This window comes from Lysinibacillus sp. BSL11, from assembly GCF_052928325.1.
Genome location: NZ_JAVGCX010000004.1, coordinates 108,283 through 129,345, shown reverse-complemented (window position 1 = coordinate 129,345; position 21,063 = coordinate 108,283). Strand labels below are relative to the sequence as shown.

The following is a 21,063-nucleotide window of genomic DNA, read 5'->3' as shown; positions in this document are numbered from 1 at the left end:
CAATCAATAGGAACCACCTCCATTTCAAAATTATTGATTAATTATATCTAATTCAACTTAACAGTTTCTAAACAATTATCTAAAAATAATAAAGCAGTAAACAACCTCCTACTGGAATGTGTTTACTGCTTTATTATTTTTAAAATTTATATTTTATTTATTGTCTTTCCTTAATAGCATTAATATTTGTTTTTTTACAGTTGAGTTTGTTGAATCGTCCTCTAAGAAATCTAATGGGAAATAGATTTTATGATCTCGTTTCATACGCCCTGAGATGGCATCCACAATAATGGACTCACGTGAAAGCTCCCGTAGCTCACCATTTTTCATTTCTAAAAAAATTGGTACACGCACTTCTTCCTCTCCTGGTCTGTAAAAATCATATGGTAGATCTGCCGTTGTATCATGTACAAGATAATATTCGGGGTCTAATCCAGCCTTTTTGAAAAGCTCTTGAAGTTTTTGATATTTATTGAGCTCTACTCCAGGGTCTAAATCAATGTATTGAAATAGCTTACGATTCACAAAGCGGCGGCTTAAATCACTTAGAATTGCATCCTCCTCTTGCATCCATAACTGAAAATATGTAAAAAGTATACTCTCGTCTAACGCAAGATAATCCTCTAATGTAATAACATTTCGGAAAAATGCTAGGAAATGAGTAGGCTCATGCTTAAATGTATAGCCCTCTAAGCTTAATTGTTTTACTCTTTTTAATATATTATTTAAAATTACCTCTGCACTTCGTGAAACAGGATGGAAATAAATTTGTAAGTACATTTGATAGCGACTCATTATATAGTCTTCAACCGCATGCATGCCTGTTGCTTTGATTACTACTTGGTTTTTTCTTGGACGCATTACTCTTAAAATCCGCTCCATATCAAAATGACCGTAGCTTACACCTGTAAAATAAGCATCACGTTGTAAGTAATCCATACGATCTGCATCAATTTGGCTCGAAATTAAACTAATTACTTGCTTATTTGGATATGTCTTTTCAATTACTTGGGATACCTTTTCAGGAAAATCAGCTGCCACTTTTTTTAAGATCGCATTTACTTCCGTATCTCCCAATAAAATTTGCCTTGTAAAATATTCATGATCAAGCTCAAATACATTTTCAAAGGCATGGGAAAATGGGCCATGACCCAAATCATGTAAAAGGGCTGCACATAACACTAATAATCTTTCACTTTCATCCCAATCTGGACGCCCTACAAAGATATCATCTACTATGCGGCGTACAATTTCGTAAACCCCCAGAGAATGACTAAAGCGACTATGTTCTGCTCCATGAAATACTAAAAATGTGGTACCTAGTTGACGAATTCTACGTAAACGCTGAAATTCCCTTGTACCCACTAAATCCCATATTACTTGATCTCGAACATGTACATAACGGTGTACTGGATCTTTAAATACCTTTTCTTCTTCTAATTTAGCGTTTGCATATGTCATTTGGATAGCACCCCCATTTTGTTATAGCTCTATTATATGCGATAAATCTAGGACTAGCATACTTATTGCCATTTTTCTATAGATATTAACAACCTATTTCAATTACCTTTAACATTATTTTTATATTTATATTGGTCTAATTTCTCAACATATAAAAAAGCAAAACAAAAACTATCCCCCAAGTAGAGATAGCTTTTAGTTTTACTTTTTTAATTTTGCTAAAACCTTTTCCATTAGTTCATCTTCTGTTAATGCAGCAACAGGTCGGCTATTTACAAAGGTAAATGTCTTTTTGCGTCCTGGACCACAGTAAGAATGACAGCCAATTTCGATGGTTGCATCAGGATCGATTTCCTTTAATTTTGGAATTAACGTCTTTAAGTTAACGGCCTGACATTCATCGCAAACTTTAAATTCGTTTGCCATTTTGTCAACAACCCTTTCTATATAGTATTTTTCAAACATAATTTCGCTCTATTGCACACATGACCTTCACATATTTAAGTATGCAGCATGTGCACAAACCTACATCGGGTATTGTATCGTACTTTTCCCCTTCTATTCAAGCATAATTCCTTCTACATAGATGAATAAAAGGTTAAAAGATTGGTCATGCTAGTCTTAAATAACAAGTTCCAGATAAAGGTGGGAGGATTTTAATATGAGTAAAGTAAGACAAGATGCTTGGTTAAAAGAAAACGATGAATTACTAGCAGAGGCTGTAATCCGTCATGTAACAGAAGGAAGCACACAGCTTAATGCCTTTGAAGAAGCGGGTGATGCATTAAATCGTACTGCGGCAGCCTGTGGTTTTCGTTGGAATGCCGTTGTTCGTAAAGAATACGAGGAACAATTAGCAGAAGCTAAAAAGGAAAGAAAAGAGAGAATGCGAGTGTTGGGAGCGCCAGCAAGACGCCGTGCTTCTAGTATGTTTACCGTAAATAATAGTGCTGCAGAAGGAAAATCAATTCCGCTATCTGCCCTTTCTCTTGATATTGTCATAGCTTATTTACTACGTTTACAGCATTCTGGTGAAGTAGGAAATGAATCTTCAAAATGGCGACAACTTGTACATGTAACATCTGAGAAAAATAAAAAACTAGAGAAAACCATTACAAAACTAGAAGAGGAAAATCGAGCGATTCGCAAAGATTACGAGCAATTTGTTCAAATTATGAATCGTGCTAGACGTCTTGTTACGCTTGATGAAGAGGAAGAGCGAATTGCACCTGTTTTTAAAATGGAGAAGAACGGAAATCTTGTAACTAGCAGTTCTATTTATCAACCAGAAAATGGCGATGCGCTAAATTAGCCGCATCGCTTTTTCTGTTTCATATAATCAACTTACTTACGTTCAAGCATTTTGGTGTTGCGCTCAAAAACACGCTGTAAATAAAAACCATACAATGTTAATTCTTCGTCGTAAAAGGACTGTGGACGTACTTCCTCGGCCAACTGATTAAGTAGTTGCTGTAGACGAATAACGACCGCTTCTACCGTTAAATTGGGGTCTACAAGCTCCGCTAGCGAAGCCATGACTTCAGGCACGATTTGAGGGTAAGCGAATTTTGTTTCCTCTTGTTGCAAGCTTTCTTCATAAAAGTCACGGATAAGTGCCGCGCGTTGCGAGCCACTCCCCTCAATACATAAATAAATTTGCACTGCCACCCCTTGACGCAGGCGTCTTTGTGAAATACCAGCAAATTTTTTCCCATCAATACTTAAATCATAAGAACCTGGGCAATAAGAGCCCACTATTTCATAAGCCTCAATTTTTTCAGCTATTTCTGGGAACAACCCCTTCACAAGTTCCACCATTACATCATAGCCATCATTTATACTGAGCGACTCTTTTTGTTCAGACAATACAATGGATATATTAAGAACCCCTTCATCTAGCACAACCGCTAGTCCGCCAGAATTACGAACAATAGGATGATAGCCTCTAGATTCTAGTAATTCCATACCTTGCTGAACATAAGGTAAACGATGGTCTTGAATACCTAGCACAACAGATGCCTCATGAACCCATGTACGAATTGTTGGCGGAGACATCAATTGGCCAACTAATTGGCACAATGTATCGTCTGTCGCAAAAGATTCAAGCGGTGATCTTTGCTTCGCACTAATGGATTGATCATAATAACGCCAAATTGGCTGTTGTAAAATATGTTTCATATTGGTACTCCTCTTATTACATCTCTACTCTTTAGAATACCTTATCTTTAGATGGTGTCAAATTCGTGAATTACTATCATGAACTTAGGGATTTTGTGCAAACTATGATAAACTAATTTTTGAATGGTATTCACTTATAAAGGAGTGTTTTCAATAATGAATGAAGCAGCAATTACGTTAGATGGTTGGTACGCTTTACATGATTTCCGCTCAATTGATTGGGCATCTTGGAAGCTTGTTTCTGCTGAGGAACGTCAAGCAGCAGTAGAGGAATTTATTGCTTATTTAGAAAAACTAAACGAAGCAGACGTAGCTAAAACAGGTGCTCATGCTTTCTATGCAATCGTTGGTCAAAAAGCTGACTTTATGATTATGACATTGCGTGAAACAATGGATGAGTTACAAGAGCTTGAAGCAGAATTCAATAAATTAGCTATTGCAGATTTTACAATTCCTACATATTCTTATGTATCTGTTGTAGAGCTTTCAAACTATTTAGCTGGCGAGTCAAATGAAGACCCTTACCAAAATCCACATGTACGTGCACGTCTATATCCTGAACTTCCACGTGCTAAATATGTATGCTTCTATCCAATGGACAAACGCCGTCAAGGGAATGACAACTGGTACATGCTATCAATGGACGAGCGTAAATCATTAATGCGTTCACATGGAATGATTGGTCGCGGCTATGCTGGTAAAGTAAAACAAATTATCACTGGCTCTGTAGGCTTCGATGATCACGAATGGGGCGTAACTTTATTTGCTGATGACGTACTGCAATTCAAAAAATTAGTATATGAAATGCGCTTTGACGAAGTGTCAGCACGCTATGGCGAATTCGGGGAATTTTTCGTCGGAAACCTTCTTGATCAAGATAAATTGGTTAAATTCTTAACTGTTTAATATCTAATTAAAAATGCGAGTCCGTCAATATGGACTCGCATTTTTAAATTTCGTTTTCTTCTGCATTCTCGGATTCGAATATTAAAATTATAATATGGATAAAAATCCCGGTTAGAATCATAAGAAAAACTAAATACCAATTATATGGTTGATGATAATATTCTGCTATTCCAACTGCCAGAAAAGCGCTGATGATAATCGCTACAAACATACTAAAAACACGCATGGAAACGCTCCTTCATAAAAGCAAAAATAAAGTCATTTTTAGTATGTCACGCTATATTTTTAATATACTTACTAGGCAACATTAATTATGTCTTATTGAAATAGCAGCTAAAACAAGTATTCATCGCCTATTAAGGTAAAGGCATTTTTCCTGATGCTCTGCTTTCCACACTAGCAAATTTAGAGTCACAATATAAAAAAGTGCCATCTTTTAGCGATGACACTTTCTTAACCCCAACACGTTTCTTCTACATCCTTCATTAAGAGCTCTCGTTCTTTACTTTTAAAATTAAGATAACCGTTTGAATAAAAAAACCAATCACTATAATGACAATAAAGAGATACCAATGGAGCGGCTGTCCATAAAACTCCCCTAATAGAAAAGCCAGTACTGCACTTAATAAGATCCCAAACCAAACGCCAATTTCCATAAGCCATCACCTCACATGTATTAGATACACATGCAATTCATTGATCTCACGTTCCCCTAAATCTATTTTTTTCTATTTACCCTTTTTGCTATAAAAACTATCGGGCCATGCAGGATTCGATGTATTTTCTACGTACTTGTCGTTATTACTACTATATGCATAGTAACTTTAATATGTGATTGTCTTTCTTAACAAAATTGAACATGACTACTATACCTTCATGCATATACTGTCTGCGAGGAGGTATGAAAATCGCTGTTATTAAGACGAATGATGCGCAGACAGCCCTACTCGCAAGACTAATGCGTGCCGAAGCAGAAGGCGAAGGAGAGTTAGGCATGCTGATGGTTGGGAATGTTGGCGTTAATCGTGTAAGAGGTGATTGTTTAGATTTTGGTGATATTCGAACGATTGAACAAATGGTTTATCAGCGTCCGGGAGGCTTTGAGGCAACACAAAAGGGTTATTTTTATCAACGAGCACGTGATCAAGATATTCGGTTAGCTAAAAGGGTGATTCAGGGTGAAAGATTTCATCCAGCTACCCGCTCTTTGTGGTTTTTCATGCCAGCAGGTGATTGTCCTGCACAATGGTATGGTCAATGGAATACTGGCAGGTTCAAATCCCATTGTTTTTTCTCGCCAACTGAACAAGATTGTCCTCAAATTTAAAAAGAAAGTAGGTTGATAATTGATGATGCCTTATTATTGGACACCAACAACGCAACAACAAATGACTCCTCCTCCAGTCACACTTCCGAGCGGACGACCACCTGGCCGTGAGGAGTCCTATATAGAAAATATTTTACGTTTGAACCGTGGAAAACCAGCTACCTTCCATTTTTCTTTTGAGCACGCAGTAGAGCAGGGAAAAAACACAAAAACTGTTCGTGGTGTGGTAGAAGCAGCTGGTCGAGATCATGTCATTATTCGTGAACTCAAGTCTAATCATCGTTTCCTTTTCCCTATGATTTATTTCGATTTTGCAGAGTATGATGAGGAAATGGCTTACTTTAATCAAAATCCATAATTCTATCTCTAAGTAAAAATCCGCAATACACTCACTGACCAAAAGTCGTTGGGCGTATGCGGATTTTTATCATTCTCTATGTTCAATTTTCTTTTAAATACGTTAAGGTTGCTTTACCTAAGGTTTTTGCTGCAATTAGCATGGCACGTTCATCAAAATCAAAGCGTGCATGATGATGCGGATAGGCCGTTTCCCATTCTGGCTTTTTAGCTCCTGTGAAGAAAAATGTGCCTGGTACTTTTTCTAAATAATACGCAAAATCTTCCCCAATCATAAATGGCGGACATGTTATTACTTGATCTACCCCTGGTACAGTCGGCGCCAATTGTGCCAAAAACTCAGTTTCTCTCTGATGGTTATACACAGGTGGATAACCCCTTGTGTAACGATATTCGTAACTTGCCCCAAATGCCAGACAAGTCGCATTTAATATTGCTTCTAGCTCTTGTTCCATTTGTATGCGTACTTCTTCTTCAAATGTACGAATTGTCCCCGCTAAAACTACCCGATCAGCTATAACGTTAAACGGATTAATTGCCTCAAAATGACCGATTGTTAAAACAGCTGATTTCAATGGGTCAATCCTTCTTGAAACAAGCTGTTGAGCATTGACGACAAATTGAGAGGCTAGGGTAACAGCATCAATAGAATGATGAGGCTCTGCGCCATGACCACCCTTTCCTTGAACCGTTATTTCTACTTTATCCGCGGCAGCCATGATGGCTCCATCTTTCACTAATATTTCTCCTAATGGTGTAGGTGCCCATAAATGTGTACCAAAAATAACATCTACACCTTCTAAACAACCATCCTCAATCATCGGCTTAGCTCCACCTGGCGCCACTTCCTCTGCATGCTGATGAATGAATACGACATTCCCCTCAATTTGGTCCCTCATTGCATTCAATGCCTTAGCTAGCCCAAGCAATGTAGCTGTATGTCCATCATGTCCACATGCATGCATTTTTCCAGCTATTTTAGATTTGTAAGGTACATCATTTTCTTCTTGTATCGCTAATGCATCAAAGTCAGCTCGTAATGCCACCGTTTTGCCCGGCTTACCGCCACGTAGTATCGCTACGACGCCACGTCCTCCCACTCCTTCTCGAACCACATGCCCCAATTCTCTATGAAAAGTAGCTATATAGGATGGCGTTTCGACTTCTTCAAAGGATAATTCAGGGTATTCATGTAAATAGCGACGAATCCCTACCATCTCATTATAGTTAGCATCCAGTAATGTAAATAGTTTTTCCATACTATGTAACCTCACTTTTGGTATTTTCGAAATATTGCAAGTAATATTAGTAGTGTACTATAAATTCTTACAAAATGGATAGGGATTTAAATCCCTATCTTTGAAAGATGACTGATAACAAAGAAAAACCCTCCTACAAATAATGTAAGAGAGTCAACTTAAAATTAACGAGCATGCTTGAGAGCAGTTAAAATAATAAGTAGCCATCCAGCTAAAAATAGTACGCCACCAATTGGTGTAATAGCCCCTAATACTTTAATACCACTTATTGCAAGAACATATAAGCTCCCAGAAAAGAAAACAATACCAAGGTTAAAGAAAATACCTGCTAGATTTAATTGTTTCACTTCACCTAATAGTTTAGAGCTCATTAACAGACCAATGAATAGTAATCCTGTAGCGTGGAACATTTGATATTGAACAGCCGTTTCCCAAATACCTCGACTGTATTCATCTAAAATTTCCTTTAAAGCATGTGCACCAAATGCACCCAATGCTACTGCTAATAGGCCATGAAGAGCACCAGTCACGATAAATCTTTTCATTTTCATTACCCTACCTTTAAAATGGATTAAAAATCAAAAATGGAATCTCCATTTGCCCCATCTTCTTCAATCTTTGCTGTATATAAAGTGGATGGTTTTGACTCTGACACAAGCATTTGCGGTACATGCTTATGAGGAGTGATTGATGGTGCATCACTTGAAGAATCTAAAACCACATCACATAATGCTCGAATGGCTGTAAGCGTCTCACGAATTTGCTGATCATTCCCCGCATTTTTTGCGTTAGATAATTGTTTTTCAAGTTGCTGTATAACGGCTTGATAAGAAATCATTACATTCTCCCACTTTCTACTTTTGGTACGAATTTTAAACAATCCACACCCGAGGATTGCTTCACAACAACGGATGGTATTTGCTTTGTTTTAAAGCCATAAGCTGCACATGCTCGTGGGTTTTGAGGGTCCCAGGTTACTTTAAAAAATTGACACTTAAAACAATTCACCTTCATCAATGTCCCTCACTTTCTTCTATATTAAATGTAACATGATTGCTAAAGCGTATAAAGCAAACGATTTGTGCCAATCTATTCTAAACACCAATCAATCGGCTGCTTGCCCCACTCCACTAATTGTTGATTAATCTTTGAATAAGGTTTACTGCCAAAGAATCCTCGATAAGCACTTAAGGGACTTGGGTGTGGCGCTTCCAGTATGACATGAGGTGTTTTATATTTTCGGATTAATTGCTTTTTGCGTTGCGCTGGTTTACCCCACAATACAAAAATTAGTGGTTCTTCCCTTGCAGCTAATAGATCGATAACAGCATCGGTAAATTGCTCCCATCCTTGTTCTTTATGGGAGTTCGCTTGTCCTGCTCGAACCGTAAGCACCGTATTTAATAGCATAACACCCTGTTCAGCCCACTTTGTTAGCGTTCCATTTTGAGGAATTGGACAGCCTAAATCATCCTGTAGCTCTTGAAACATATTCCGTAAGCTAGGAGGATGTGGAATACCTGGTTTAACAGAAAAGCTTAGCCCATGCGCTTGATTAGGCCCATGATAAGGGTCTTGTCCCAAAATAACAACCTTCACATCATGATATGCTGTTGTATAGAATGCGTTCATCACATCATTCATTGGTGGATAAATAGTTTGTGTCGAATATTCATTTGCGACAAATTGACGTAGGTGTTGATAATATGGTTTTTCTAATTCTTCTTTGAGTACTGCTTGCCAATCATTCGGGAATACTTGTTTCATCGTTCTTTAAGCCCCTTTCTCTTCTTACAACGGTACAAAAAATTAAAGATGAATTCAAGCTTCAGTTGAAACTGACCATATAAAAATATAGTATTCTGGCTATTTTTATAGAATCAGAATCGGACTATACTAGATGTTAATTTTATAACTCTTAACGATAAAGGAGATCCTTTACATGACTCTAAAAAAAACATTAACAATTGCTGGTTCAGATACATCAGGCGGTGCAGGAATGCAAGCTGACCTTAAAACATTCCAAGAGCACGGTACATATGGTATGGTGGCATTAACAGTTGTCGTAACAATGGACCCTAATGGCTGGACACATAACGTCACGCCTTTGCCAACTGATTTACTACAAAAACAAATTGACACAGCACTTTCCACAGGAATTGATGCCATTAAGACAGGAATGCTCTCAACAGAAGAAATTATTCGTATTGCTGGAAAGGCTATAGCAAATTCAGGGACTTCAAATGTTGTCATCGACCCTGTTATGGTATGTAAAGGGGACGATGAAGTACTGAATCCCGGTAACACAGATGCCATGATTCAGCATCTTTTACCACTAGCAGCGGTAACAACACCAAACCTTTTTGAAGCTGGACAATTAGCTGGCACAGGTACACCAAAAAACATTGACGACATGAAGATTGCCGCTCGTAAAATCCATGAACTAGGAGCTAAAGCTGTTGTCATTAAAGGTGGAAAAGCACTGGCTACTGAAAAAGCAACAGACTTATTCTTTGATGGTGAAACATTCTACTTATTAGAATCTGAAAAAGTCGCATCTACAAATAACCACGGTGCAGGCTGTACATTTGCTGCTTCTGTGACAGCCAATCTTGCAAATGGTCTTACTATTAAAGATTCTGTCATTGAAGCAAAAGAGTTTGTATCCGCAGCTATTGCACATGGCTGGGCGTTAAATGAATATGTAGGTCCTGTCATGCATGGAGCGAAATCTCGCTTTGGTGCTCCACACGTAACAGTAACAGAGATATAAGGATGAAAGGGATGTCTCAAAGTCATTTGAGACATCCCTCTTTTTTTACATATAATTCTCCATCATTTCTAGCCGATAATCCCATGGATCATTCATAGATATAAATTGTGCTAATGCTTTACTTTCCTTTTTACGTTCAGCACGCGCCTTCGCTCGTTCTGAAGCTGTTTCATGCAATTTTGTCTCTTCTACTGTTTCAGGAATTACTCGTGGGACCAGTGCTGGTTTGTTATTTTCATCCAATGCCACGAAAGTTAATAATGCAGTCGCTGCCACCTTCCTCTCCCCAGTTTTCAAGTTTTCAGAAATAACTTTGACAAAAACCTCCATAGAGGATCTTCCCGTCCAAGTTACATAGGATTCGAAATAAACCGAATCTGTTGGGCGAATGGGATGTAGGAAATCGACTGAATCAGTTGAGGCTGTAACACAATCTCTTCTGCTATGCTTTGCAGCTGAAATGGAAGCAACTTGATCAATATCGCTCATCAACCGTCCGCCAAATAATGTATTATGATTATTCACATCGTTTGGAAATACACGACTTGTACGCATCACTCTTGATTCCTTACAATATTTAAAGTCCTTATTCACACCTATTCCCCCTCTAAACGTCTTGTTTATTCCTACTATAATGCTATATTTAAATGGAAAAATCAATATAATTATTAGAAAATTACAAACATTAAACAATTCGTTAATGATGAGTATTTATCCAATAAAGATTAAAATAGGACAAGATACCTTAATGCCTCATACCCCATATATTAGCTGTATGGGAGGGGAAAAAATGAAAAAAAACAAGGTAGAAGACTTAACGGAAGAATCAGGTTTACTAGCTGGAGAAATCACCTCTTCAAAAGTTGAAGTAATTGCCTCCATCATATTAACACTTGGTTATTCATTATCCACCCTTGCCACAATATTAGCTCTGCAGGAGGAGGAAGAATTGGCACAAGCCAAAACCACTGAAACCCAAGATCAAAACCTTTATTTGAAGCAAATGTTTAAACAATTACAAAATGTTAATAATCGTTTAGATACAATTGAACGAAAACTTAATCGATACTAACAAATACATAGCCTACACGAATGTACAAAAAAACCGCGACTCCCTGTCATAAAAGAGAGTCGCGGTTTTTATTATACTATGATAATGAGCTTCATTTTTCTTCCCTTTTTCACAGCTACCTTGCATAACCTGTTCAAGGAACGTCATCTATTGTACCAAGATAGAATTCATTATTTCTGAAATAATACTACCTTTAACAGGTGGAGCTGTCTAACACACACGAAATTAGGAAGAAGTCATGGTTGCAATATCTTTTCAGATGTGAAAACGGATACAATGTGAAACGACACAGTTTGTACATATTTATTTTCACACTCCCTATATTGATACATTACAATAATTTTTTCAAGAATATTGCTTAAGAACTTGTCATAGATTTAGAGGTGGTGATTTATTTCCTTGGATGCTAGGATTCATTTTCACACTCTCAAATAAATTTGGACCAAAATGCGGTAAGGTTTATAAATATAAATCATCACTTTTTTTATCAAAGCAATCAATTTCCCTTTGCGAATTTTTTTTACTATACTTAAAGGAGAAATGATCGAGAGGAGTGTTAAGATGCAAGAAGTACAAGTAGAGACGTTGCAAAAATTGCTGAATTCTTTCGCCAACAAAGACGTTTATATTCATCTTGAGACGACAAACGGATCTTATGCAGCACACTATGATGAACAGTTTTTTAATGCAGGTGCTTTTATTCGCAATGCTAAAATTAACTATGAGCTTGCTAAGGTTGTAGATAATGCACCTCATCGTGTGGGTTTAAAATTACCTCATGGCTGGGTTTATGCTCAAGGCATTACACATTTTGAATTAGATGATTTAGGCCGTTTATTAATGGCTGGACTAGACTACTCTGGAAAATTGGCGATTGCGCTTGAAATTAGTGAAACGCCATTTACTTACTAAGGGGGACGACTATTTGAATTTACAACCACAACGTCATATTTTAATTGTGTACCCTCACCCAGATGACGAGGCTTTCTCAGTTGCGGGGACCATTGCCTACTATACGAAGAAAATGAATACACCTGTTACATATGCCTGTTTAACATTAGGCGAAATGGGACGTAATTTAGGTAATCCACCCTTTGCTACACGCGAGTCTTTACCTGAAATCCGTCGTAAGGAATTGGTTGCAGCAGCAGAGGCAATGGGTATTCAAGATTTACGTATGCTTGGTCTACGGGATAAAACAATTGAATTTGAAGATGATGAGAAAATGGTAAAACTAGTGGAAGGGCTAATTGAAGAACTAATGCCTTCTTTAATTTTCACATTCTTACCTGGCTTTGCTGTCCACCCAGACCATGAAGCAACAGCACGTGCTGTTGTTGAAGCTGTACGTCGTATGCCAAAGGCTGCTCGTCCACAAATATTCGGTTGTGCCTTCGCCAATGATACGATTGAAAAAAATGGTGAACCACATGTGGTCCATGATATTCATGAAATGCGAATGGACAAATTAAAAGCATTACAAGCCCATGCATCTCAGACTGGTTGGATGATGCAGGAGACTGAAAAACGTATTGATGACGGGGAACCAATGAGCGAGAGTTGGCTTAATGTTGAAAAATTCTATATTGTTGATCCAGATAAATATGTAAAATAAATAAAAGTACTGTTCTCATTTTTGGAGAACAGTACTTTTTAATTAAGCAGCTCTTACTCTCTTCATCATATGCACAATAATTGTAATAGAAAAAGCAATCACTAAGAAAAGGAAGAATAAATAATGAGGGATGTGGATATTGAAAACACTCACTAACATTTTTAAGCCGATGACGCCTATAATAATGAAGGCTGTTGCTTCAAGCTCTGGTATTTTTTCAATGATGATTAAAAAAACACCTGCAATCGTCCTCATCATTAATATTCCTAACATCCCTCCGATTAAAAGCACCCAGACTTGATCTGATATCGCAAAGGCGGCAAAGATTGAGTCAATTGAAAAAGCAATATCCATTAGCTCAACAGAAATGACAGTTGCCCAAAACGTGCCGAAAAGACGCACCATCCATCCTGACCTTTTTACCTCTTTTACACTATCCTCATTCCCTATGTGAAGGAAATGAGCAACACAAAGCCAACCTAAATACAAAGCACCTAATACTTTAATAAACCAAAATTCTACTAGATAAACACCTATGCCAATAAATAAAAATCTAAAAAAATAGGCACCTAGCATACCATACATTAATGCCCGCTTGCGCTGTTTATCTGGTAAATGTTTCACTAGTACTGCTAATACCAATGCATTATCTGCCGACAGCAAACCTTCTATAATAATTAATGAGGATATTAGTCCCCAGGAGACAGGGTCCATTAGTACTTCTTGCCACATCGCCAAATCAAAAAACTTCCAATATGTTGATAAAATCCCTTGAATGATTTCCACTACATACCCTCCTACTTGTCCTAAGCTAATCTAGTATATGCTTGACCATTTTTGTTATGAGAGTAGTATTTTTTAGATTTGAGACAACAGATTTTCTCCACTTAAATTGAGGTAATTCTAGGTCTGACACATTGCTTTTTTATAAAAGAATTAGCTATATCAAGATAAAACGCTTACATCTCAAAATAGACACGGAAAATTTAGAATTTACTAAAAATTAATCACAAAAAGCAAATAAAGTGTGCTATCATAGATAAATGTTTTAAACGTATAACGGAGGATGAATACTATGGAAGTTGCTGATACTAGAACCGTGCAAGTGGAGAATGTCCTGATTGCACATCATTTTTTAAAAGATGTAGTTGTGCACACACCACTACAAAAAAACGACTATTTATCCGAGAAATACGGAGCTAATATTTATATTAAACGCGAAGATTTACAGCATGTACGCTCATTCAAGCTTCGTGGTGCCTATTATAAAATTAAAAAAATCGAGGATGAAGCGCGCAATGCTGGGGTTGTCTGTGCAAGTGCAGGCAATCATGCCCAAGGTGTAGCATATGCCTGTGCCCAATTAAAAATTCAAGCAAGCATTTTTATGCCACAAACAACGCCGAAGCAAAAAATAGACCAAGTACGTATGTTTGGACGTGAATATGTGGAAATTATTTTAGCAGGAGATACATTCGATGACTCTGCTGAAAGCGCGTTGAGCTATTGTGAAGAGCATGATAAAATCTTCATTCATCCATTTGATGATTTCGATGTCATTGCTGGCCAAGGTACAGTAGCGGTAGAAATTATGAATGATATGGAGGAACCAATCGACTACGTATTCGGTAGTATTGGTGGTGGTGGCTTAATGTCAGGCGTGTCTGCCTACATTAAAAATCTCTCTCCTACTAGCAAAATTATTGGTGTGGAGCCAGCAGGTGCAGGTAGTATGAAGGCTGCCTTTGCTGAAGGTGGCGCAGTTGCCCTTGATTGGATTGATAAATTCGTTGATGGTGCTGCAGTAAAATGCGTTGGTCACCACACTTATGATGTTTGTCGTCGCTATTTAGACGATATTGTTCTGGTACCTGAAGGCAAGGTATGTACGACCATTCTAGATCTATATAATAAACATGCGATTATTGCTGAGCCTGCTGGAGCATTATCAGTAGCAGCCCTTGATTTTTATAAAGAAGAAATTAAAGGTAAGTCAGTCGTTGTCATCATCAGTGGTGGGAATAATGACATTGGAAGGATGCAGGAGATTAAAGAAAAGTCACTTATTCATGAAGGCTTACTTTACTATTTCATCGTCAGCTTCCCTCAGCGTGCCGGAGCATTACGTCAATTCCTCACGAGTGTACTTGGACCAAACGATGATATTACTACCTTTGAATATACTAAGAAAAACAATAAAGAAAGTGGCCCTGCACTAGTCGGCATTGAGCTAGGTGATCGTGCTGAATATGAAGGACTACTTGCCCGAATGGATGAATTCGGCTTCAAATACAAAGAAGTAAACAACGATATTCAACTATTTGGCTTACTCGTTTAAAATGAAGAGTCTCACTTCTCTGAAAGTGAGGCTTTTTTTATGTAATAAAGTTTATCGATCCTTTAATATCCCCAAATAAAAATTATTCAAACTAGTGCATAAGCGTTTTATATGAAGTTGAAAAAATAATATCGTCTGCGGAAAGAAACATTCTGGCAAGACGAGGGTTGACCTCCGTTCCGCCAGCGTTCAGGGGGCGTCTGATGAGCCGCTAAATCCCCTAGGAGTGAGGCTGGCTCCTCTTCAATCAACCATTTTGAAAATATGTCTTTTCATTTTCTTTCATACTAGCAGTAGAGAACAATGTGGAAAAACGATGTGTGACAACGCCTCTCCCATAGGATAGATCGGCACCCCCTACACATGGATTTAGGGAACCTGCAACAGACATTCATTTTCACCATTCATAAAAAACACTATTGAAGAAATTTTTTAACACTATAAAAAACGCCCATACAAGTGTATGAGCGTTTCGATATTAACCTAATAGAGCACGGTCTGAATTCATTTTTTCCCCACGAATACGTTCAAACTCAGACATTAAATCAGGGATTGTTAATTCATGTTTTCGATCTTCACCAACTTCTAAAATGATTTGGCCTTTATCCATCATAATCAGACGATTCCCTAAATCTAATGCTTGCTGCATATTGTGCGTTACCATTAATGTGGTTAAATTATCTTTTTCCACTAAGTACTTCGTAATACGAGTAATTAACTCTGCACGTGATGGATCTAGTGCAGCTGTATGCTCATCCAGCAATAAAATAGATGGCTTTGTGAAGGTAGCCATTAAGAGCGACAAAGCTTGACGTTCCCCACCTGAAAGTAAACCTACCTTAGCAGAAAGACGATTCTCAAGATTTAAACCAAGCATCTCTAGCGATTCTTTAAAAAATTCACGACGCTTTTTGTCCACACCATTGCGTAGCCCTCTATGCTTATTTCGAGAGTATGCTAATGCTAGATTTTCTTCAATTGTCATCGTAGGTGCCGTTCCTGCCATTGGGTCCTGGAAGACACGACCAATGTATTGAGAGCGTTTATATTCAGGCAAACTTGTCACATCATTACCATCAATCAATACTGTACCGAAATCGGGTGTTAAAGCACCTGAAATCATATTCATCATCGTTGATTTACCTGCACCATTACTACCTATAATTGTCACAAAATCACCTGGCTTTAAATGTAGGTTTATCTCCGCAAGTGCAATCTTCTCATCAGGTGTTCCTTCATTAAATACCTTATTAATACCATGTAATTTAAGCAAGGCCATTTCCTCCCTGCTCTACTTTTTTTACTTGTGAAAGTTCTGCAGCTCGTTTAGCTTTACGTTTACGTTCTTTACTCTTATTGATAAATTGAGGTAAGATCAGTGCCAAAATAACGATGATCGCCGTAATTAATTTCATGTCCCCTGAATCAAGGAAATCTACACGTAATGCTAAAGCTAATATAATTCGATAAATGATGGCTCCTGCAATGACTGCAAACGTTGTACGGATAATGGTTTTAGTCCCAAAAATAGCTTCACCAATAATAACGGATGCGAGACCGATCACAATCATACCAATCCCCATACTAACATCAGAGAACTTCGAGTATTGTGCGATTAAAGCTCCAGAAAATGCGACAAGCGCATTGGAAAGTCCTAGCCCCAAAATGATAAGTGTATCTGTATTTGCAGAGAAGCTGCGAATCATTCGTTTATTATCACCAGTTGCTCGGATAGCTAGCCCAACCTCTGTCTTTAAGAACCAGTCTGCTATTAACTTAATTAAAATCGTGATGATTAATACAACAATCAGCACACTCCATGTACCTGGTACATGCTGAAAGCCTATGCTTTTTAATAGGTTATTGATAGCATCATCGATCCCTAAATTACTCCAGAAAGATTGAAACTTTGAAAAGATTGTTTCAGAGTTTAGTAGTGGAATATTCGGGCGACCTATCGTATTTTCTGCAGTTAACCCCATGATACGTAGATTAATCGAGTATAAAGCAATCATCATTAAAATTCCTGATAAAAGCGGATTAATCTTTCCTTTCGTGTGAAGAATTCCTGTCATACATCCAGCAATAAATCCAGCAACAATTGCCACTAAAGTCGCTAAGATTGGGTGGTAGCCAAGCAAAACCATTGTTGCTGCAGTTGCCGCCCCTGTTACAAAGCTTCCATCAACCGTTAAATCCGGAAAATCTAACACCCGAAATGTTAAATATACACCAAGTGCCATAATTGCATAGATGATTCCTTGCTCCACTGCGCCAAATAATGCTAAAAACATCGTTGAATCATCTCCTAAATCTCTTTATTATTTATATCGCTTGTAAAATGAAGATAAAGCGGGGATAGTTCACCCCGCTTCGTTTTACTGTTCTAGAATTTCGGCACCCCAAGAATCTTTAATTTCGATTCCTAAATCATCTGCAACTTTTTTATTGATTAATAATTTCAGATTTTGTGGGTATTGTGCAGGTGTATCGGCAGGTGTCGCTTCACCTTTTAAAATTTTCACAGCCATTTGACCTGCTTCATAACCGATATCGAAATATTCAAACCCATAAGCAGCTAAACCGCCACGTGCTACAGAATCTAGTTCTCCTACGATTAATGGTAATTTATTCGTATTGGCAACATCAATTACCGACTCTAATGCAGAAACTACTGTGTTATCAGTAATAATATAGAAAGCGTCTACTTTACCAATTAGAGATTCTGTCGCTTGTTTTACATCTGCTGAAGTAGATGCTGATGCTTCTACCACCGCTAAACCTTGTTCGTCCATAACCTTTTTCACTTCTGAAACTTGTGCAACTGAGTTTTGCTCACCGGCATTGTAGACCATCCCTACTTTTTTCGCGCCAAGTTCTTTTAGGAATGCTACAGTTTTAGAAATCGTTTCAGGATGTAAATCGATTGTGCCTGTAATATTTTTCCCTGGCTTCTCCATTGAGTCAATTAACTGTGCACCAACAGCATCTGTAACAGATGTAAAAATAATTGGAATATCACTTGTTGCTGTTGCAGCGGCTTGAGCAGAAGGTGTAGAGTTTGCAAAAATCAAATCTACGTTTGCACTTACTAGATTGTTAGCAATTGTTGTGTTAAGGCTATTATCTCCCTGTGCAATTTGTGAATCGTATTCAACTTTTAAGTCAGCATCTTCAATTGCTTTTTTAAAGCCTTCCGTTGCTGCGTTTAACGATGGATGCTCAACAATTTGAGTAATCCCGATTTTATATGTTTTATCGTCTGCATTTCCGCTCTCACTAGCATTGTTTGTTTCATTTCCTTTTGAATCTGTTGTACCAGAGCCACCGCTACCACAAGCAGCAAGAAGCAACACTAATCCAAAAAGAAGGAATGACAACTTCTTTACATTGCTTTTCACAAATAATCCCCCCGATTATATTCTCGAATATCTATCGCACTTTATCCAAACAAAGTGTGAATGTATCGCTATATTATCGTTATTATCGAGCTCCGTCAACAACATTATGAATGTTCTGACTTTTAAAATTGACAAAATATTTTAGTTTTTCATTTAATTTGGCGCTTTAAACCGCTAAACTACGCTGTTTTAGTTATTCTAGTTCCTTTTTCAACATAGTAAAAAATATTTATGACAATTTTGCGGCGATAGGACATTATAGACAAAGTCTGACATTTGACTTCTACTAGATATCTATAATAGAATATTTACTTGTGTGAAAGCACCGTGGTTCGTAACCATCCCACGAAAAAAAACTAAGGAGAAATGAATATGAAGATAAAATTTTTAGCAGCAAGTGGTATCATTGCGGCTCTCTATATAGCTGTAACCATGCTTGTTGCACCATTTGGTTTTACAGAGGTTCAGTTCCGAGTATCTGAGATGTTTAACCATTTAGTGGCCTTTAATCCACGCTTTGCCGTAGGGATTATTATTGGAGTATTGATCTCTAATCTCTTTTCACCACTTGGCATTTACGATTTAGTGTTTGGTGTAGGTCATTCAATGATTACACTCGGCCTGTTTATTTTAATCTGTAAATTTGTCAAAAATATTTGGGCACGTTTAATTATTAATACATTGCTCTTTACATGTACTATGTTTATCATTGCCTTTGAGCTGAACTTGGCTTTAGAGTTGCCATTTTTCTGGACTTGGCTAACAGTCGCGGCGGGTGAATTTGTTGTATTAGCTGTAGGTGCACCGATTATGTATGTATTAAACAAACGCCTTCACTTTAAAAATTTGATTTAACTGACGGATCTTTTTAGATTCGTCTTTTTTCTTGACACTATTTTGAAAATACTCTACAATTCTTTCTAATAAATGCAAGGAAGAAGAGTAGTAGCAAGCATTGTTACTTTAAGAGAGCTGGTGGTTGGTGCAAACCAGTAGTACAGACTTGTGAATGGACTTCAGAGCAGCCTTATCAAATGTAAGGCCGATTCGCTCCCCGTTACCGGAGCAGGAAAGCGCGCAAAAATTGCGAATGAAGGTGGCACCACGGTTACTCGTCCTTTTTATGAGGGATTGGAGTGGCTTTTTTTTTGGAAAAATTAGCATAGAGGAGTCGAGTTAAGATGAGTACAGTAGTAGAAAAAAAGGGATATTTCGGTGAATTTGGTGGAAGCTTTGTTCCAAAGGAGCTTCAAAATGTTTTAAATAGACTAGATGAGAATTTTCAAAAGTATAAAGAGGATGATGATTTTAAGCAAGAATTAGATTACTATTTCCGTGAATATGTCGGGCGTAAATCCCCTCTTTATTTTGCAGAAAATTTAACACAGCAATTAGGTGGCGCAAAAATCTATTTAAAACGTGAAGACCTTAACCATACAGGCTCACATAAAATCAATAATGTATTAGGACAAATTTTACTAGCTAAACGTATGGGAGCAAATCGCGTAATTGCCGAAACAGGTGCAGGACAACATGGAGTAGCAACAGCTACAGCGTGTGCCATGTTTGGAATGGATTGCACGATTTATATGGGCTTGGAAGATACAAAACGTCAGGCATTGAACGTATTTCGCATGGAACTTCTCGGAGCGAAAGTTGTTGCTGTCGATAAAGGGCAAGGCCGCTTAAAGGATGCTGTAGATGAAGCATTCGCTGACTTAGTAGAAAACTATGAAACAACCTTCTATTTATTAGGCTCAGCAGTTGGACCACACCCCTTCCCATCAATGGTTAAACATTTTCAATCAGTGATTAGCCGTGAAAGTCGTGAACAGATTTTAAAAAAGGAAGGAAAGCTGCCAACAGCTGTTCTTGCCTGCGTAGGAGGCGGTAGTAATGCTATTGGGGCATTTGCTGACTATATTGCAGACGAGGATGTTCGTCTTATTGGAATAGAGCCAGACAAAGCTGCTACCTTAAACGAAGGAACACCAGGAGAGCTACACGGCTTCAAATGTTTAGTACTTCAGGACGCAGAAGGTAACCCACTCCCTACCTATTCAATAGCAGCTGGTTTAGATTATCCAGGTGCAGGGCCTGAGCATAGCCATTTGAAAACAATCGGTCGTGCTGAGTATGTGACCGTGACAAATGAAGAAGTTTTAGATGCCTTCCAAGTACTTTCTAAGGTCGAAGGTATTATTCCTGCTCTTGAAAGCTCACATGCAGTCGCACATGCTCTAAAATTAGCACCAACTTTATCACCTGAGGAAAGCATTATTATTAATATATCAGGTCGTGGCGATAAAGACGTTGAACAAGTCTTCCACATGTTAACTAAATAACTCAAAAAAGAGCGACTTCCGTTTATAGAAG

25 protein-coding genes, 1 riboswitch and 1 other annotated feature are annotated in these 21,063 nt (G+C 37.8%); of the genes, 11 read left to right on the top strand and 14 right to left on the bottom strand.

The features are described from left to right. Positions 1-153 precede the first annotated feature (153 nt). Both RCJ95_RS06240 and RCJ95_RS06235 read right to left on the bottom strand, forming a co-directional pair. The gene (locus tag RCJ95_RS06240; protein WP_257521103.1) at positions 154-1,461 is read right to left on the bottom strand and encodes an HD domain-containing protein; all 1,308 of its coding nucleotides are present in this window, start codon (positions 1,459-1,461) and stop codon (positions 154-156) included. A 201-nt stretch (positions 1,462-1,662) separates the two neighbouring features. Further along, a complete protein-coding gene (locus tag RCJ95_RS06235; RefSeq protein ID WP_004227652.1) occupies positions 1,663-1,887 on the bottom strand; it encodes a DUF1450 domain-containing protein in 225 nt (74 codons plus the stop codon). Positions 1,888-2,122: 235 nt separating this feature from the next. Between RCJ95_RS06235 and RCJ95_RS06230 the strand changes: the two genes are divergently transcribed. Further along, on the top strand, positions 2,123-2,773 hold the full coding sequence (locus RCJ95_RS06230) for an RsfA family transcriptional regulator (RefSeq protein WP_004227650.1): 651 nt from the start codon (positions 2,123-2,125) through the stop codon (positions 2,771-2,773). A gap of 32 nt (positions 2,774-2,805) precedes the next feature. Here RCJ95_RS06230 and RCJ95_RS06225 read toward each other — a convergent pair whose 3' ends face one another. After that, complete coding sequence (locus tag RCJ95_RS06225) at positions 2,806-3,639, bottom strand: lipoate--protein ligase family protein (RefSeq protein WP_221679325.1); 834 nt, start codon at positions 3,637-3,639, stop codon at positions 2,806-2,808. Positions 3,640-3,795: 156 nt separating this feature from the next. Between RCJ95_RS06225 and hemQ the strand changes: the two genes are divergently transcribed. After that, positions 3,796-4,545, top strand: a complete 750-nt coding sequence (hemQ, locus tag RCJ95_RS06220) for a hydrogen peroxide-dependent heme synthase (RefSeq protein WP_221679324.1) — start codon at positions 3,796-3,798, stop codon at positions 4,543-4,545. Positions 4,546-5,030: 485 nt separating this feature from the next. Here hemQ and RCJ95_RS06215 read toward each other — a convergent pair whose 3' ends face one another. Beyond that, complete coding sequence (locus RCJ95_RS06215) at positions 5,031-5,201, bottom strand: hypothetical protein (protein WP_004227634.1); 171 nt, start codon at positions 5,199-5,201, stop codon at positions 5,031-5,033. A gap of 245 nt (positions 5,202-5,446) precedes the next feature. On the opposite strand from RCJ95_RS06215, the gene RCJ95_RS06210 reads away from it, so the two are divergent. Together RCJ95_RS06210 and gerQ are read left to right on the top strand one after the other, a co-directional pair. After that, positions 5,447-5,872, top strand: coding sequence for a cell wall hydrolase (locus RCJ95_RS06210; RefSeq protein WP_004227631.1), 426 nt, complete (start codon positions 5,447-5,449; stop codon positions 5,870-5,872). A gap of 22 nt (positions 5,873-5,894) precedes the next feature. Further along, positions 5,895-6,230 (top strand): spore coat protein GerQ, encoded by a 336-nt coding sequence (gerQ, locus tag RCJ95_RS06205; RefSeq protein WP_004227629.1) that lies wholly within the window; start codon positions 5,895-5,897, stop codon positions 6,228-6,230. An 82-nt stretch (positions 6,231-6,312) separates the two neighbouring features. Here the strand turns inward: gerQ and RCJ95_RS06200 are convergent, their stop codons facing one another. From RCJ95_RS06200 to RCJ95_RS06180, 5 genes are all read right to left on the bottom strand, one after another. Further along, positions 6,313-7,488, bottom strand: coding sequence for a M20 family metallopeptidase (locus tag RCJ95_RS06200; protein WP_313150440.1), 1,176 nt, complete (start codon positions 7,486-7,488; stop codon positions 6,313-6,315). A 164-nt stretch (positions 7,489-7,652) separates the two neighbouring features. Then, positions 7,653-8,033, bottom strand: coding sequence for a DUF423 domain-containing protein (locus RCJ95_RS06195; RefSeq protein ID WP_004227623.1), 381 nt, complete (start codon positions 8,031-8,033; stop codon positions 7,653-7,655). A 26-nt stretch (positions 8,034-8,059) separates the two neighbouring features. Further along, on the bottom strand, positions 8,060-8,326 hold the full coding sequence (locus RCJ95_RS06190) for a YwdI family protein (protein ID WP_202342029.1): 267 nt from the start codon (positions 8,324-8,326) through the stop codon (positions 8,060-8,062). Next, a complete protein-coding gene (locus RCJ95_RS06185; RefSeq protein WP_048393435.1) occupies positions 8,326-8,502 on the bottom strand; it encodes a hypothetical protein in 177 nt (58 codons plus the stop codon). Before RCJ95_RS06185 ends, RCJ95_RS06190 begins: the two co-directional genes overlap by 1 nt. A gap of 75 nt (positions 8,503-8,577) precedes the next feature. Continuing rightward, complete coding sequence (locus RCJ95_RS06180; protein WP_004227613.1) at positions 8,578-9,255, bottom strand: uracil-DNA glycosylase; 678 nt, start codon at positions 9,253-9,255, stop codon at positions 8,578-8,580. A 175-nt stretch (positions 9,256-9,430) separates the two neighbouring features. On the opposite strand from RCJ95_RS06180, the gene thiD reads away from it, so the two are divergent. After that, entirely contained in the window at positions 9,431-10,261 is an 831-nt protein-coding gene (gene thiD, locus RCJ95_RS06175) for a bifunctional hydroxymethylpyrimidine kinase/phosphomethylpyrimidine kinase (RefSeq protein ID WP_202342030.1), read from the top strand. A 45-nt stretch (positions 10,262-10,306) separates the two neighbouring features. Here the strand turns inward: thiD and RCJ95_RS06170 are convergent, their stop codons facing one another. Then, positions 10,307-10,855 carry an acyl-CoA thioesterase gene (locus tag RCJ95_RS06170; protein WP_004227610.1) on the bottom strand — a complete coding sequence of 183 codons (549 nt, stop codon included), beginning with the start codon at positions 10,853-10,855 and terminating at the stop codon, positions 10,307-10,309. A 196-nt stretch (positions 10,856-11,051) separates the two neighbouring features. On the opposite strand from RCJ95_RS06170, the gene RCJ95_RS06165 reads away from it, so the two are divergent. The 3 genes from RCJ95_RS06165 to bshB2 all read left to right on the top strand — a co-directional run bounded on the left by RCJ95_RS06165 (position 11,052) and on the right by bshB2 (position 12,948). Beyond that, positions 11,052-11,333: a hypothetical protein gene (locus RCJ95_RS06165; RefSeq protein ID WP_221679317.1), complete on the top strand. Its 282-nt coding sequence runs from the start codon at positions 11,052-11,054 to the stop codon at positions 11,331-11,333. 561 nt (positions 11,334-11,894) lie between these two features. Then, positions 11,895-12,245 (top strand): YojF family protein, encoded by a 351-nt coding sequence (locus RCJ95_RS06160; protein ID WP_004225428.1) that lies wholly within the window; start codon positions 11,895-11,897, stop codon positions 12,243-12,245. Between the two features lie 13 nt (positions 12,246-12,258). Next, entirely contained in the window at positions 12,259-12,948 is a 690-nt protein-coding gene (bshB2, locus tag RCJ95_RS06155) for a bacillithiol biosynthesis deacetylase BshB2 (protein WP_221679315.1), read from the top strand. Positions 12,949-12,990: 42 nt separating this feature from the next. Here bshB2 and RCJ95_RS06150 read toward each other — a convergent pair whose 3' ends face one another. Next, positions 12,991-13,734, bottom strand: a complete 744-nt coding sequence (locus RCJ95_RS06150; protein ID WP_004225430.1) for a TerC family protein — start codon at positions 13,732-13,734, stop codon at positions 12,991-12,993. 289 nt (positions 13,735-14,023) lie between these two features. Between RCJ95_RS06150 and ilvA the strand changes: the two genes are divergently transcribed. After that, a complete protein-coding gene (gene ilvA, locus RCJ95_RS06145) occupies positions 14,024-15,286 on the top strand; it encodes a threonine ammonia-lyase IlvA (protein ID WP_009371610.1) in 1,263 nt (420 codons plus the stop codon). Between the two features lie 478 nt (positions 15,287-15,764). On the opposite strand, the gene RCJ95_RS06140 is transcribed toward ilvA, so the two are convergent. The 3 genes from RCJ95_RS06140 to RCJ95_RS06130 all read right to left on the bottom strand — a co-directional run bounded on the left by RCJ95_RS06140 (position 15,765) and on the right by RCJ95_RS06130 (position 18,687). Then, positions 15,765-16,559 carry an ABC transporter ATP-binding protein gene (locus RCJ95_RS06140; RefSeq protein ID WP_004225432.1) on the bottom strand — a complete coding sequence of 265 codons (795 nt, stop codon included), beginning with the start codon at positions 16,557-16,559 and terminating at the stop codon, positions 15,765-15,767. Next, positions 16,552-17,580, bottom strand: a complete 1,029-nt coding sequence (locus RCJ95_RS06135) for an ABC transporter permease (RefSeq protein ID WP_009371612.1) — start codon at positions 17,578-17,580, stop codon at positions 16,552-16,554. Before RCJ95_RS06135 ends, RCJ95_RS06140 begins: the two co-directional genes overlap by 8 nt. 84 nt (positions 17,581-17,664) lie before the next feature. Continuing rightward, positions 17,665-18,687 carry an ABC transporter substrate-binding protein gene (locus tag RCJ95_RS06130; RefSeq protein ID WP_221679312.1) on the bottom strand — a complete coding sequence of 341 codons (1,023 nt, stop codon included), beginning with the start codon at positions 18,685-18,687 and terminating at the stop codon, positions 17,665-17,667. A gap of 321 nt (positions 18,688-19,008) precedes the next feature. Then, a riboswitch (PreQ1 riboswitch) is annotated at positions 19,009-19,053 on the top strand. 6 nt (positions 19,054-19,059) lie between these two features. Between RCJ95_RS06130 and RCJ95_RS06125 the strand changes: the two genes are divergently transcribed. Together RCJ95_RS06125 and trpB are read left to right on the top strand one after the other, a co-directional pair. After that, a complete protein-coding gene (locus RCJ95_RS06125; RefSeq protein ID WP_048393417.1) occupies positions 19,060-19,542 on the top strand; it encodes a QueT transporter family protein in 483 nt (160 codons plus the stop codon). A gap of 68 nt (positions 19,543-19,610) precedes the next feature. Next, positions 19,611-19,810, top strand: a binding site (T-box leader). A gap of 58 nt (positions 19,811-19,868) precedes the next feature. Continuing rightward, the gene (trpB, locus tag RCJ95_RS06120; RefSeq protein ID WP_221679245.1) at positions 19,869-21,032 is read left to right on the top strand and encodes a tryptophan synthase subunit beta; all 1,164 of its coding nucleotides are present in this window, start codon (positions 19,869-19,871) and stop codon (positions 21,030-21,032) included. The last annotated feature ends 31 nt before the right edge of the window (positions 21,033-21,063 follow it).